This is a genomic window from Bradyrhizobium sp. AZCC 2262, from assembly GCF_036924535.1.
Taxonomy (GTDB): domain Bacteria; phylum Pseudomonadota; class Alphaproteobacteria; order Rhizobiales; family Xanthobacteraceae; genus Bradyrhizobium.
On the sequence record NZ_JAZHRT010000001.1, the window covers coordinates 8,013,745 to 8,027,395 of the forward strand.

Consider the following 13,651-nt stretch of genomic DNA (forward strand, 5'->3'; position numbering starts at 1 on the left):
CGAACTGACCGGGACTGCAAATGCCGATCAATGCCGAATACCGCGGACCCGGCGAGCTTCCCGAAATCATTCCGGTGTTTCCGTTGCCGGGCGCGCTGTTGCTGCCGCGCGGCCAGATGCCGCTCAATATTTTCGAGCCGCGCTATTTGGCGATGGTGGACGACGCGTTGCGTGACGGTCACCGGCTGATCGGGATGATCCAGCCGGATCTTTCCCACAGCAGGGACGAGGCGAAACCGGAGCTATTCCGGGTCGGCTGCGTCGGCCGCATCACGCAGCTCGCCGAATCCGGCGACGGCCGCTACATCCTGGAACTGACCGGCGTCGCGCGCTTCAAGGTGGTCGAGGAAATCTCGGGTCTGACCGCGTACCGGCAATGCAAGGTGAATTTCTTTCCCTATGTCGACGATTTCGTTGCGCGCATCGGCGAAGAAGCCGTCGACCGCGCGGCCTTGCTCGACGTGCTGACCGATTTTCTCGAAGCCAACAATCTGAAAGTCGATTGGGAAGGGATCGAGAGCGCGCCGAACGAGGCGCTGGTCAACGCACTTGCGATGATGTCGCCCTACGGCCCGGCGGAGAAGCAGGCGATGCTGGAGGCGCCCGACCTGAAAACCCGCGCCGAGATCCTGATCGCGGTGACCGAAATGGACCTCGCCAAGAAGCGCACCAGCGGCGACACCGGGCTGCAGTAGCGCTTCAGTACCCTGCCACGGCGAGCACGACGACGGCGCCGAGCGCTTTCCAGCCAAAGCCGCGGCCGCGCGACCACCAGGCATTGGCGGCGGCGGCAAAGGCGTAGACCGCGACGATGGTCACGACGATCCAGTGCCGGGCGCTCTCCGATCCAAACGAGGGCGCGGCAATCAGCAGCACGCCGCCGCCGATCCACGCCACGGTGCCGGCCTGCCATACCAGGCGAATCAGGGTCCGCAGGCTCTCCGGCTGGATGGTCGCCTTGGCAAACACCTTGGTTTCGCCCAGCACGCCGTGAATCAGGGCTACCGCTATCCCGGCGACACCAGCGCATTGCAGAATGAGATCGCGCATCGAAACGCCTCCATACAGCACTGTATGGTTATGCGCCCTATTCTGGCGCCTGTCAATACAGTAGTGTATGGTGGGATAGCGCGGGACCGATCATGAGCGATCAACTATCGGCAAAGGACTGGCTCGATCAGGGCCTGAAGGCATTGGCGAGCCGCGGCTTCACCGCGCTGAAGGCGGAACCTTTGGCCAAGGCGATGGGGGTGTCGCGCGGCAGCTTTTACTGGCATTTCACCGATATCGGCGCGTTCCACGCCGCGATCCTTGCGCGCTGGCACGAGGTGGCGGCCGAACAGATCATCGCCAATGTCGAGGCGGCTTCGAAAGACCAGAACCCGCTCGCGTTGCTGTTGCGCCGCGTCTTCGGCGAACGCTTGACGCTGGAACGGGCCGTCCGCACCTGGGCAAGTGTCGATCCCGCTGCCCGCGCCGCCGTGCAGGCGATCGATCGACGACGGCTGAGCTATGTGGATGGCCTGCTGGTGCAGTCGGGATTGTCAGCGGAACTGGCTCGCGCCCGCGCCCAAATTTTCTATTGGGCGTTTCTCGGCTTTGCGCTATCGGATCAGCCGTTGCCGAAGACGCGACAACAGGCCGTAGTCGACGAGCTGGTGCGGATGTCAGCGTCATGACACCTCGCGATCCCATATGGTAAGCACCACGGCTATCCGGAGACAGTAAATGAGCGCCTCGCCCGAACGCCTCGACGGCACCGTCGATCCAAAGCTGCTGGAGATCCTGGTCTGTCCGGTGACCAAGGGCCCGCTCGAATTCGATGCGACCCGGCAGGAACTGATTTCGCGCTCGGCCAAGCTCGCCTACCCGATCCGCGACGGCATCCCGATCATGCTGCCGGAAGAGGCGCGGAAGATCGAGTGATAAAAACGGCGAATAGGGAGTGGCGAATAGCGAATGGTCCATTCGCCACTCCCTATTCGCCGTTCGCCTTCTACAATGCGATCAGCTCCGTGTGGCCTGCCAAGTGCCGCTGCAGCGGTCGCCGGTGATGATGCCGCGCCAGGCGCCCGCGCCGTAGCTGCCAACGAGCCGGCCGCCGCCGCTCGCGCGGGATGCGCCGACCGACACATTAACCGCAACCGCACCGGCACGACTGACCGATCCCGAAACCCGGCCGCCGCCGGCCGATGAAACGCGGCTGCCGATGACGGTGAAGGGGACGCTGTAGCCCGAACTGCAATTGCCCCGCGTGGTGGCGAAGACCACGTTCCATGTGCCGTCATAGACCCCCGCCCTGCGGCGGGTCGCGGCGTCGGCGGAAGGCGGCACCGCCATCGCGGCGAATACGACAAGGATCGGGAGCCAGCGCAGGCTGCGCAGGCCAGAAAAATCGTCAAAACGGGCAATCAATCGCCGAAAACGGGTCATTTCGTCCTGCTCCGCACCGAGGTGTTAGCGACATCACCGGTAGGTATCAGCACCGCCTACCGCGGTTCATCGTTGCTATCTGGCGCTTCATCTGCCATAAGCCCGACCTTCATCGCCCGGCTGATCAAGGGCTGCCGTGTCGATGTCCGTGCGGGTTATCTCGAATTCTGAGAAAATCTGAGCACTTTCAACGCTCTAACGAGCATTTTAAGCCGCAAAAGCGCCCCTCGGGCGCATTTTTCTGTGGCCATTAGGAGAGCCAAATGCCCAAGCTGAAGACCAAGTCAGGCGCTAAAAAGCGCTTCAAGGTGACTGCTACCGGTAAAGTGATGCACGCCCAGCGCGGCAAGCGCCACGGCATGATCAAGCGGACCAAGAAGCAAATTCGTCAGCTCCGCGGCACCCGCGTGCTGTTCAAGACCGACGGCGACAACGTCAAGAAGTACTTCTTGCCGAACGCCTGATTGCGCTCGCATTCCGCTAAAAGCCGGCCGCGCCCTGCGCGGCGATCCATCACCGATTTAAAATTCAAGGATAGCAGTCATGTCTCGCGTCAAACGCGGTGTGACCTCTCACGCCAGGCACAAGAAAGTCTACAAGGCCGCCAAGGGTTTCCGCGGCCGCCGCAAGAACACCATCCGCGCTGCGAAAGCCGCGGTCGAGAAGGCCGGCCAATATGCCTTCCGCGACCGCAAGCGCAAAAAGCGCACCTTCCGCGCGCTCTGGATCCAGCGCATCAATGCCGCGGTACGCCCGTTCGGCATGACCTACAGCGTCTTTATCAACGGCCTGTCGAAGTCGGGCATCACGGTGGACCGCAAGGTGCTGTCGGATCTCGCCATCACCGAGCCGGCGGCGTTCCAGGCGATTGCCGAGAAGGCCAAGGCCGCACTGGCGGCCTGATTCGCAATCGCTGCGGCGTCTTGCAATTCCGGTGTCATGCCCCGCGCAGGCGGGGCATCCAGTAACCACCGATCGACAAATTGACCCCGGGGGTTACTGGATCATCCGCCTTCGCGGATGATAACGGTGCCGTTTGGACTGCGAGCGCGCGCTTCCCAAGAGGCACCCCTCGCCATGACCGACCTCGCTCAACTCGAATCCGAAATCCTCAGCCAGATCGCAGCCGCCGGCGACGAAGCCGCGCTCGAAGCCGTGCGCGTCGCCGCACTCGGCAAGAAAGGCTCAATCTCCGCCTTGCTCGCCACGCTCGGCAAGATGTCGCCGGACGAGCGCAAGACACAAGGCGCCGCCATCAATCTCGCCAAGGACAAGGTCACGCAGGCGCTCACCGCCCGTCGCGACATTCTCAAGTCGGCCGCGCTCGATGCCCGGCTTGCCTCCGAGACCATCGACGTCACGCTGCCGCTGCGCGAGGCGCCCGCGGAAGCCGGCCGCATCCATCCGCTGAGCCAGGTGTTCGAGGAGGTCAATACGATCTTCGCCGACATGGGATTTGCGATCGCCGAAGGTCCCGATATCGAGACCGACGACTACAACTTCACAAAACTGAATTTCCCCGAGGGCCATCCGGCGCGGGAGATGCACGACACTTTCTTCTTCAACCCGAAGGAGGATGGCTCGCGCATGCTGCTGCGCACGCATACTTCGCCGGTGCAGGTGCGCACGATGCTGTCGCAGAAGCCGCCGATCCGCGTGGTCTGTCCGGGCCGCACCTATCGCATCGATTCGGATGCGACGCATACGCCGCAGTTCCACCAGGTCGAAGGCCTCGTCATCGACAAGGGGTCGCATCTCGGCCACCTCAAATGGATTTTGCACGAGTTCTGCAAGGCGTTCTTCGAGGTCGACCACATCAACATGCGGTTCCGGCCGTCGTTCTTCCCGTTCACCGAGCCCTCGCTCGAGGTCGACATTCAGTGCCGGCGCGACAAGGGCGAGATCCATTTCGGCGAAGGCGAGGACTGGCTGGAGATTTTGGGCTGCGGCATGGTGCATCCGAACGTGCTGCGCGCCTGCGGCATCGATCCCGACGTCTACCAGGGCTTTGCCTGGGGCATGGGCATCGACCGCATCGCGATGCTGAAATACGGCATCGCGGATCTGCGCCAGTTGTTCGAGAGCGACGTCCGCTGGCTCAACCATTACGGCTTCAAGCCGCTCGACGTCCCGACGCTCGCGGGAGGATTGAGCACGTGAGCCTCGTCGAGACTGCCGTCGCGGAGAGCCCCCCCACCCTAACCCTCTCAGCGCGAGCGAAGCTCGTCGCGACCCGCAAGCGGGAGAGGGGACAAGAGAAGCCATCAGCATGAAATTCACGCTCTCCTGGTTGAAGGACCATCTCGACACCGACGAGCCGCTGGAAAAGCTCGCCGACAAGCTCACCATGATCGGGCTCGAGGTCGAGAACATCGAGGACAAGGCGAAGGCGCTGGCGCCGTTTTCGATCGCGCGGGTGATCTCGGCCGAGCAGCATCCGAATGCCGACCGCTTGCGCGTGTGCATGGTCGACACCGGTGACGGCGGCGCGCCGGTGCAGGTGGTCTGCGGCGCGCCGAATGCGCGCGCCGGCCTCGTCAGCGTGTTCTCACCGCCCGGCACATTCATCCCGGGCAAGAACATCACGCTTGGCGTCGGCACCATCAGGGGCGTCGAGAGCCGCGGCATGCTATGCTCTGCGGCGGAGCTCGAGATCTCCGAAGACCATGACGGCATCATGGAGCTGCCGGCCGATGCGCCCATCGGCAAGGGCTATGCCGAATGGGCAGGCCTCGGCGATCCCGTGCTCGAAATCAACCTGACGCCGAACCGCCAGGACTGCACCGGCGTGCACGGCATCGCGCGCGACCTTTCCGCCGCCGACATGGGCAAGTTCAAAGATCCCGCCATCAAGCCGATCAAGGGTGAATTCCCCTGCCCGGTGAAGGTGACGGTGGAAGACGCCACGCTGTGCCCAGGTTTTGCGCTGCGGCTGGTGCGCGGCGTCAAGAACGGCCCCTCCCCTGAGTGGCTGCAGAAGCTGCTGACGTCGATCGGATTGCGGCCGATCAACGCGCTGGTCGACATCACCAACTTCATGACCTACGACCGCGCCCGGCCGCTGCATGTGTTCGACGCCAAGAAGGTGAACGGCAATCTCACCGTACGCCGCGCCACGGACGGCGAGAGCCTGCTGGCGCTGGACGGCCGCACCTACACGCTCGATCCCTCGATCTGCGTGATCGCGGATGAGCACGGCGTCGAATCGCTCGCCGGCATCATGGGCGGCGAGACGTCGGGCTGCGACGAAAACACCACGGACGTGCTGATCGAATCGGCGCTGTGGAACGAGATCAACATCGCGCAGACCGGCCGCAAGCTCGGAATCAATTCGGATGCGCGATATCGTTTCGAGCGCGGTGTCGATCCGGCCTTCATGGTGCCGGGGCTCGAACTCGCGACCAAACTCGTCACGGAGCTCTGCGGCGGCACGCCGTCGGAGAACGTCGTCGTCGGCAACGCCTTCGGCGAAGACCGCATCGTCGATTTCCCACTGAGCGAGGTGAAGCGCCTCGCTGGCATCGAAGTGCCGCTGGCGGAGATGCGGCGCATCCTCACCCATCTCGGCTTCATGGTCGCCGGCTCGGGCCCGGTGGTGAAGGTCGCGGTCCCCTCGTGGCGCACTGATGTGCACGGCAAAGCCGACATCGTCGAAGAAGTCGTGCGCATCGTCGGTGTCGACAAGGTGCCGATGACGCCGTTCGAGCGCGGCGACGATGCCCGCAAGCCGGTGCTGACCACGATCCAGCTCCGCACCCGCCGGGCCAAGCGCGCGCTGGCCGCGCGCGGCATGGTGGAAGCCGTGACATGGTCATTCATTTCCAAACCGCACGCCGAATTGTTCGGCGGCGGCCAGGCCGAACTCGCGCTCGCCAACCCGATCGCCTCCGACCTCTCGGACATGCGGCCGAGCCTGCTGCCGGGCCTCGTGGCTGCCGCGCAGGCCAACGCCAATCGCGGTTACTCCGACGTGGCGCTGTTCGAAGTCGGCCAGATCTTCAGGGGCGATCGACCAGAGAATCAGTTCGTCGCGGCCTCGGGCGTGCGCCATGGCTTTGCCTCCTCGAAGGGCATGGGCCGGCACTGGTCGGGCTCGGCCATGACCGACGCGCTCGATGCCAAGGCCGATGCGTTCGCGGTGCTGGCGGCGGCAGGGGCGCCGATGCAGGCGCTGCAGATCGTGCCGGGCGGAGCCAGCTGGCTGCATCCCGGGCGCTCCGGCACCATCCAGATCGGCCCGCAGAACGTGCTCGGCTATTTCGGCGAACTGCATCCGCGCACGCTGGAAGCGCTCGGCGCCGACGGCCCCTTGATGGCGTTCGAAGTCATCCTCGACCGCATTCCCGACGCCAAGAAGAAGCCGACCCGGGCCAAGCCGCTGCTCGAACTCTCCGCGTTCCAGCCGGTGTCGCGCGACTTCGCCTTCATTGTCGATCGCAGCGTCAAGGCCGGCGACATCGTGCGATCGGCGCAGAGCGTCGACAAGAAGCTGATCACGGATGTGACCGTATTCGACGTCTACGAAGGCAAGGGCATCGATCCGGACAAGAAGTCGGTCGCGATTGCCGTGACGATCCAGCCACGCGAAAAAACCCTGACGGACCAGGAGATCGACGCGGTAGCGGCGAAGATCGTGGCCGAGGTGACGAAGAAGACCGGCGGCATCTTGCGAGCATGATGCCGCATGAACCCTGCGGCGCTCATTCCTTCTGACGTCAGCCTCAACGCGGCGATCGCGATCTGCGCGGTTGCCTTCGTCTCCGGAACGGCGCGGGGTTTTTCCGGGTTTGGCTCGGCGCTGATCTTCATGCCGCTGGCAAGCTCGATTGCCGACCCGCGGCTGGTGGCCGCGCTGCTACTCATCATCGATTTCATCGCCGCCGCGCCGCTGCTGCCGAATGCGTGGCAGAAGGCCGACCGCAAGGCGACAGCGGTCATGGTCGCAGGCGCCCTGATCGGCGTGCCGATCGGCACCTTTTTCCTGAGCCGTCTCGAGCCCGTGACGACGCGCTGGATCATTTCGGTCTTCGTGTTTGCGCTGCTGTTGCTGCTGCTGTCGGGCTGGCGCTACCGCGGCAAGGATCACACGGCGGTCTCGATCGGCATTGGCGGGCTATCTGGCTTTTGCAGCGGGCTCGCCCAGACCGGCGGCCCCCCGATCGTCGGCTACTGGCTCGGCCGCCCACTGCCGTCCGTGATCGCCCGCGCCAATATCCTGCTGTTCTTCGGCGCATCGGATTTCTTCTCCGCCGTGAGCTACGCCGTGACCGGACTGATCACGATGGACGCGATTCTGTTCGCAGTGGTGGTCGGCCCGATCTACGGCATCGGCGTCTGGTTCGGCGCTTCGCTGTTCGGCAAAGCCAGCGAAGCCGTGTTTCGATCGATCTGCTACGCTCTGATCGCGGCGGCCGTTATCTTCGGCCTGCCGGCGCTGGATGGCGTGCTGCGATGACGAGCGAGCTGCGTAGGGTGGGCAAAGCGAAGCGTGCCCACCATCTTACGCACACCGTTCGTGGAATGGTGGGCACGCTTCGCTTTGCCCACCCTACGATTCCTGCGCTAACCCATCACCAGATCGCAATACGCATACCCATCTCGTTCGACGCGCTCGCCTGACGTCACCGCCAGCCGCCGCGAAAACATCGGCCCCGCCACTACGCAGTTGTGAAACTCGCCGTTCTCGCCGCAGGGATCGACGCCTTCGGGCAAATCGGCCAACAACGCCGCATCGAACTTTCGACCTGCAAACTCCGCCGGCAGCTTTTTCAGATCGACGGTGGCGATATGCGCTTCCAGCCCGCTCGCGATCATCGCCCGCGCCAGGCCCAATGTCGGTCGCTCCTACAGCGGAACACCGGCGTGATGCCGGTACCTGTCAACTTCTGTTCGCGATAGGCGCGAATGTCCTGGAGAAAAAGATCGCCGAAGATCATGTGCCTAACGCCGTCAGCGACAGCCTGTGCGACCGCCTCCCGCATCCGTGCCTCGTAGATCTCGTTCGGGCAGGGATAGGGTATAGCCACGATCCGTTGCGGCAGGCCGGCAGCCTCGCATTGCGCCTGCAATATTTCCCGCCGCACGCCGTGAATCGAGACCCGGCCGAACGTCTCGGTCACCGTGGTCAGCGCCCCGACGACATCGAATTCCCCCGCGCGCTGCACTTCATGCAGCGCGAACGCCGAGTCCTTGCCGCTCGACCAGGAGATCAATGCTTTCGGGCGTGCCATCAGTTGATCGGTTACCGGCGCCGCCGCTGCTTCGCTGGCCGTGCCTCCGGCTCCGGATCTTTCAGCGCACCGATCCGCCGCAACGCCCCCTCTGCGGCGCGCTCGCCGCTTTCCCAGGCGCCGTCGATCGTTCCCCACAGCGTTTCATGGGTGGCCTCGCCGGCGAGATAGATGCAGCCGAACGGCTCGGCCAAAGCCTTTCGCGATGACTGTCCGCCGGGACCGGCCGCCGACATCGCGCCGAGCGCGAACGGCGCGGCGTTCCAGCGCGTCGCGCTCGATTTCTTCACCGCGGCCGCCGCCTCGCTGCCGTACAGTTTCGTCAACCATTCCACCGCAAACGCCACCATAGCCTTCTCGCCTTGCGCCGAGAGATCGCGGCCGAACGAGCCGCCAACGTCGATCGTGCAGAGCGACGAGCCGCCCATATTGGCGAATATCATCGCCGTCTTCGTCGAATTGCTCTGCTCGATGATGACGTCGTCGCGCGCCAGCCCCAGCGGATTGCCCGGCATCTGCAGCGCGATCCGGTCATAGCTGCCGAGGCTGAGTTTTGAGGCGGCGTCGAGCGCGCGTTTCGGAATATCGGGTGCGAACTTGATGTTGCCGGCGGCCAGCACGTTGCTCGACACGGTGATCACGGCGGCACGCGCGGCGATCCTGCCCGCCGGCGTTTCCACGCTGACATCGCGGTTGCTCCAGACAATGCGATTGGCCGGTGTCGAGAGCGACAGCGGCACCGGCTCACCGAGCTTTGCGATCAGTGTGCCCAATCCCTGACGACAGCCGATCGCGATATTGCGATCCTGCGCGCGGGCCTTGTCGCCGACGGAGACATCTTTCAGATCCTTGCCCGAGAAACTGGCGCCGAGCACAAACTCCGACGTATCTGTCCAAACGCCGAGGTCCTTCGGCAGCACCGACGCGCAGGAGACATCGAACCGCCGCGCGGCGTCGTCGATGGCGCGGTTTGCGCGCACGAGTGCGGCGAGAAATTCCTCGGTCTCGCCGGCGCGGGCGTTACGGCGGCCGATGCGGATTTTCTGGCCCGAGGGCGCGGTCGTGATCTCGAGGCCCGCGGCGCGCGCCAGCTTGATCATCGGATTGGTCTCGGGATTGTGCATCCAGCGCGCGCCGCGATCGAACGGCACATCAAAGGACGAAATGTCGGTCTGGCAGCGGCCGCCGATCTGGCTTGCCGCCTCCACCACGATCACCTTGCGGTTCGCCGCCATGATCCGCCGCGCCGCAGCAATGCCGGCCGCACCCGCGCCGATCACGATGATGTCAGCCTCGCGCGGCAAGGGTGCTGCGCCCGCACGCCCCCCGCGAAAAACCGGAACCGCTGCCAGACCTGCGGACGCCGACAGGAAGGTGCGGCGGGTCATTGTCATGTCATGGTTTCCGGGGCCTGAAGGAAGCGAGAACAGCTCGCGAACTGTGCCGTATCTCACGTGACGCAGCAACACTCATGGTAAATCAATCATGATTGATCCGTCTTGGGCATGAACTAAATTGAAACGGCTTGCGACCATGATAAGGGAACAAAAAAGGCGGGAGAAAAGCCGCTCTAGGGGAGTTTGATGGGCGTAATGCTCGATACCATCGGCCAGTTGATCGCGGGCTACCTGCAGAAGGAAGTCCCGGGGTATGAGCCGTTTACTCCCAGCGATCCCGAGCATCTGCGCGGCGTCATCGAGCCCGGCGACGTGCTGCTGGTCGAAGGCAACAACCGCATCTCCGGCATCATCAAATACCTGACGCAATCCACCTGGTCGCATGGCGCGCTTTACGTCGGCCCGGTTGACGGCGCGTACGAGCCCGACGGCGAGCCGCATGTGCTGATCGAGGCCAATATCGGCGAAGGCGTGACCTCGGCGCCGCTGTCGAAATATTATCCCTATCACACCCGCGTCTGCCGACCGATCGGCCTGTCCTACGAGGACCGCACCACGGTGTGCCGCTACGCCATCAACCGCATCGGCTTCGGCTACGACACCAAGAACATCGTCGACCTGATGCGCTTTCTGATCCCGCTGCCGGTGCCGCAGCGCTGGCGGCGCCGCATGATCGCGTTCGGTTCCGGCGATCCCACCAAGATCATTTGCTCGGCGCTGATCGCGCAGGCGTTCGACGCCGTGCGCTATCCGATCCTGCCCAAGATCACCCGCGCTGCCTCGCGAAAGGCCCGGCGCGAGATCCTGCATATCCGCGATTCCTCGCTCTACATGCCGCGCGATTTCGACATCTCGCCCTATTTCGAAATCGTCAAACCCACCATCGTGCACGGCTTCGACTACACGGCTCTGCACTGGGCTGACAAGCAGAAGCCGCTCCCGGAGGTAGCGGGCGAATTCGGTGTGTTTCCGGAGCTCAAGTCGCCGCCGCTTGTTCCTGAAGAGATTGACCAAGAAGCGCCGCTTCCGGCTGAAGAAGTGACGTTTGAAGAAATGACCGTTGAAACGACGATGATCGAACGCGTCACCGTGTCGGAACATTATCTCGCCGTCGAATACGTCCCGGAGCGCCGCGCCCGCCCGCGAGGCACGACGCCGGAGATGGTGGCGTAAGCACGGATCGCAGGGTGGGCAAAGCGAGGCGTGCCCACCATTTCAAGCCAACAACCCGGATACATGGTGGGCACGACGCTGCGCGCCCTTACCCACCCTACAAGCTACTTCAAAACCGCCCCGCCAGCGTCAGCCGTACCGCAAGCGGCTCCGCCGGATGCACATGGCGATCGGCGACGCCGCCGATCGGTTCGCCCGGCAGCCGCGACAGATAGTAATATTCGATCTGGTTGGTTTTCGCGTTGAAGAGGTTGAGCACGTCGAGCTGCAGCCGCAAACCATTGTCGAATTTGTAGCCTGCCCGCGCATTGAAGATCAGCGACGCCTGCGAACGAACACTGTCGTCCTCGATCAGCGGACGTGGCCCGAAATAGCGCCCACGCAACGCGCCGAACCAGCCGCTCTCGCCGCCGAATGTCACACCACCGGCCGCCACCCAGGCCGGCGCACCCGGAATAAAATCGCCTGCCGGATCGAAATCGGTGAAGCGGGCGCGGGTGTAGGCGACGTCGAGATCGAGCCGCATCCACGGCAGCACTCGATACTGGTTGGTCCACTCGACGCCGACGCGCCGGCTCGGCCTGCTCGGCTCCGTGGTGCCGGCATCGCCGACAAACAGCAACTCCGAATCGAAATCCAGCACAAATACCGCGAGCGAACTGGTGAGACCTTCGACCGCTTTGGTGCGAACGCCGATTTCGGCGCCCTTCGACCGGACGAGTAGCGGCACGCGATCCTGCGGCGTCACCTTGTCGATCGGATCGACGGTGATCGTCGCACCTCTGATGTCGTTGGAGTGCAGGCCGTAGCCGGCATTGCCGTAGAACTCGGTCTTGTACCAGGGCCCCAGCACGATGCCGGCCTTGGGACTCGTCATCGACGCCTGTGCGTTGCCGGAATTTTCCGGCGTGTCGCTCAGCACCCTCCCCGCAAAATAGTCCTCGCGAATGCCGATCGTGGTGCGCAACCAGTCGGTCCAGCGCGCCGTCGTATCGGCCCACAAGCCGACATTGCCTTCCCGCACGCTGTCTTCACGGACGGTCGAGAGCGACTCGCGCTGCAACGTCTTGAACAAGCCGACACCGATGTCATCGCCGCGTGTCTGCAGCCCGACGCGGGTCTGGGTTTCGACGCCGCCGACGCGCACATCGAAAGCGTGGCTGGCGTTGAGGCCATAGACCGTGCGCCGGTCCATCTGACTGAACTGATCGCCATTGACGGGATCGTCGAGAAAATAGGTAAAATTGTTGTAGAGCCGCAGCGACGAGTTGATCACATAGGCGTTGATCTTGCTCTGCCCGTATTCGCTCGATTGCGCCCAGTTGCCCGACAGCGAAAACCGGCTCGACGTGCCGCCATCGGTCGGGTCGAGCGAACCTAACCGGCCGATCAGGCCCTGGTCGATCGCACGCTGCGCCACCTGATCGGTCGAATTCCAGCCATTGGAATAGGCCATCGCCGACAACGAGAACCCGTCGGTGGCAGTGCCCTGGCTGTAGCGCAGCACGCCGTTGAGCTTGCGCACATTATCAGGCACGTTCCACGGACCATCAGACGCGACGCCCTCCAACGCGGCGAGCAATGTGCCCGCGCCCACGGCCGTCGAACCCGCCACCAGCGCGCGACGGTAGCCAAAGCTGCCGAACGTCAGCTCGGCGATGTTCTTCGGCAACTTGTTGACGTAATCGATCGCGACCGATCCGGCGGAGCCGAAGTCGCCGACGTCGGCAAAGTACGGCCCCTTTCGGACATTCACCGATTGGATCAGCTCCGGGATCATGAAATTGATATCGGCATAGCCTTGGCCATGACCATGGGTCGGCATGTTGACGGGCATGCCGTCGACGCTGATGGCGAGATCAGTGCCGTGGTCCAGGTTAAAGCCGCGCAGAAAATACTGGTTGGCTTTGCCCTCGCCGGAATGCTGGGTGACGATCAGCCCCGGCACCGCCTCCAACGCCTCGCCGGGGCGCAGGAAAGGCCGGGCGTTCACCTCGGCGCCGCTGATGGTTATGGCGCTGGCCGCGGTTGGTTGCATGTAGGCCGGCCCCGCGGTCGCAGACCCGGAAGTGACGCCGCCGCCGACCTGCGGTGGGACAGGCGCGATGGGCTGAACCGCGGATGGATTTCGCGCGGTCTGCTGACGGCGCGGCGGCTTGGGCCGGTTGCGTGGCCGCGCTTCGGGGGCATTTACTGTGACGGCGGGAAGCTGGCCGGCCCCTCCCGCAACGGCGTTCTGCGCGTCTGCCGCCGGGACCGTGACCAACAATGAAGCTGCGGCGGAAAATGTCCCCCAAACAGTCCTACGCAACGCTCATGCCCCGCATGATAACTGTTACAATCGGCGCGCGGCCGCATCAGTTCGACTTGACCCGGCGCCTCATGCTAGCAAGCGCGGTATGACGATACAATATAAAT

General features: G+C 63.9%; 15 protein-coding genes. 9 read left to right on the forward strand and 6 right to left on the reverse strand.

The genetic code is table 11. The features are described 5' to 3' along the window. The first annotated feature begins 20 nt into the window (after positions 1-20). Positions 21-695, forward strand: a complete 675-nt coding sequence (locus tag V1283_RS37555) for an LON peptidase substrate-binding domain-containing protein (protein WP_334391624.1) — start codon at positions 21-23, stop codon at positions 693-695. 4 nt (positions 696-699) lie between these two features. Here the strand turns inward: V1283_RS37555 and V1283_RS37560 are convergent, their stop codons facing one another. After that, complete coding sequence (locus V1283_RS37560) at positions 700-1,050, reverse strand: hypothetical protein (RefSeq protein WP_334391625.1); 351 nt, start codon at positions 1,048-1,050, stop codon at positions 700-702. A gap of 92 nt (positions 1,051-1,142) precedes the next feature. Here V1283_RS37560 and V1283_RS37565 point away from each other — a divergent pair, with 92 nt between their 5' ends. Beyond that, the gene (locus V1283_RS37565; protein ID WP_334391626.1) at positions 1,143-1,679 is read left to right on the forward strand and encodes a TetR/AcrR family transcriptional regulator; all 537 of its coding nucleotides are present in this window, start codon (positions 1,143-1,145) and stop codon (positions 1,677-1,679) included. A 49-nt stretch (positions 1,680-1,728) separates the two neighbouring features. Then, complete coding sequence (locus V1283_RS37570; protein ID WP_334391627.1) at positions 1,729-1,926, forward strand: Trm112 family protein; 198 nt, start codon at positions 1,729-1,731, stop codon at positions 1,924-1,926. Positions 1,927-2,007: 81 nt separating this feature from the next. Here V1283_RS37570 and V1283_RS37575 read toward each other — a convergent pair whose 3' ends face one another. Then, entirely contained in the window at positions 2,008-2,433 is a 426-nt protein-coding gene (locus V1283_RS37575; RefSeq protein ID WP_442895809.1) for a hypothetical protein, read from the reverse strand. A gap of 263 nt (positions 2,434-2,696) precedes the next feature. On the opposite strand from V1283_RS37575, the gene rpmI reads away from it, so the two are divergent. The 5 genes from rpmI (at position 2,697) to V1283_RS37600 (ending at position 7,888) form a co-directional block, all read left to right on the forward strand. After that, entirely contained in the window at positions 2,697-2,897 is a 201-nt protein-coding gene (gene rpmI, locus V1283_RS37580; protein WP_008539890.1) for a 50S ribosomal protein L35, read from the forward strand. 79 nt (positions 2,898-2,976) lie between these two features. Continuing rightward, complete coding sequence (rplT, locus tag V1283_RS37585; RefSeq protein WP_108512729.1) at positions 2,977-3,336, forward strand: 50S ribosomal protein L20; 360 nt, start codon at positions 2,977-2,979, stop codon at positions 3,334-3,336. A 174-nt stretch (positions 3,337-3,510) separates the two neighbouring features. Beyond that, positions 3,511-4,593 (forward strand): phenylalanine--tRNA ligase subunit alpha, encoded by a 1,083-nt coding sequence (pheS, locus tag V1283_RS37590; protein ID WP_334391628.1) that lies wholly within the window; start codon positions 3,511-3,513, stop codon positions 4,591-4,593. A 109-nt stretch (positions 4,594-4,702) separates the two neighbouring features. After that, positions 4,703-7,111, forward strand: a complete 2,409-nt coding sequence (gene pheT, locus V1283_RS37595) for a phenylalanine--tRNA ligase subunit beta (RefSeq protein ID WP_334391629.1) — start codon at positions 4,703-4,705, stop codon at positions 7,109-7,111. Positions 7,112-7,117: 6 nt separating this feature from the next. Continuing rightward, a complete protein-coding gene (locus V1283_RS37600) occupies positions 7,118-7,888 on the forward strand; it encodes a sulfite exporter TauE/SafE family protein (protein WP_334391630.1) in 771 nt (256 codons plus the stop codon). Positions 7,889-7,995: 107 nt separating this feature from the next. On the opposite strand, the gene V1283_RS37605 is transcribed toward V1283_RS37600, so the two are convergent. From V1283_RS37605 to V1283_RS37615, 3 genes are read right to left on the reverse strand one after another with little or no spacing between them, the layout of a single operon-like run. Beyond that, on the reverse strand, positions 7,996-8,247 hold the full coding sequence (locus V1283_RS37605) for a hypothetical protein (RefSeq protein ID WP_334391631.1): 252 nt from the start codon (positions 8,245-8,247) through the stop codon (positions 7,996-7,998). After that, positions 8,244-8,663, reverse strand: a complete 420-nt coding sequence (locus V1283_RS37610) for a hypothetical protein (protein ID WP_334391632.1) — start codon at positions 8,661-8,663, stop codon at positions 8,244-8,246. Before V1283_RS37610 ends, V1283_RS37605 begins: the two co-directional genes overlap by 4 nt. 11 nt (positions 8,664-8,674) lie before the next feature. Next, positions 8,675-10,057 (reverse strand): flavin monoamine oxidase family protein, encoded by a 1,383-nt coding sequence (locus tag V1283_RS37615; RefSeq protein WP_334391633.1) that lies wholly within the window; start codon positions 10,055-10,057, stop codon positions 8,675-8,677. A gap of 189 nt (positions 10,058-10,246) precedes the next feature. Between V1283_RS37615 and V1283_RS37620 the strand changes: the two genes are divergently transcribed. Further along, entirely contained in the window at positions 10,247-11,233 is a 987-nt protein-coding gene (locus tag V1283_RS37620; protein ID WP_334391634.1) for a YiiX/YebB-like N1pC/P60 family cysteine hydrolase, read from the forward strand. 109 nt (positions 11,234-11,342) lie between these two features. On the opposite strand, the gene V1283_RS37625 is transcribed toward V1283_RS37620, so the two are convergent. Next, positions 11,343-13,502 (reverse strand): TonB-dependent receptor, encoded by a 2,160-nt coding sequence (locus V1283_RS37625; protein ID WP_334391635.1) that lies wholly within the window; start codon positions 13,500-13,502, stop codon positions 11,343-11,345. Positions 13,503-13,651 lie beyond the last annotated feature (149 nt).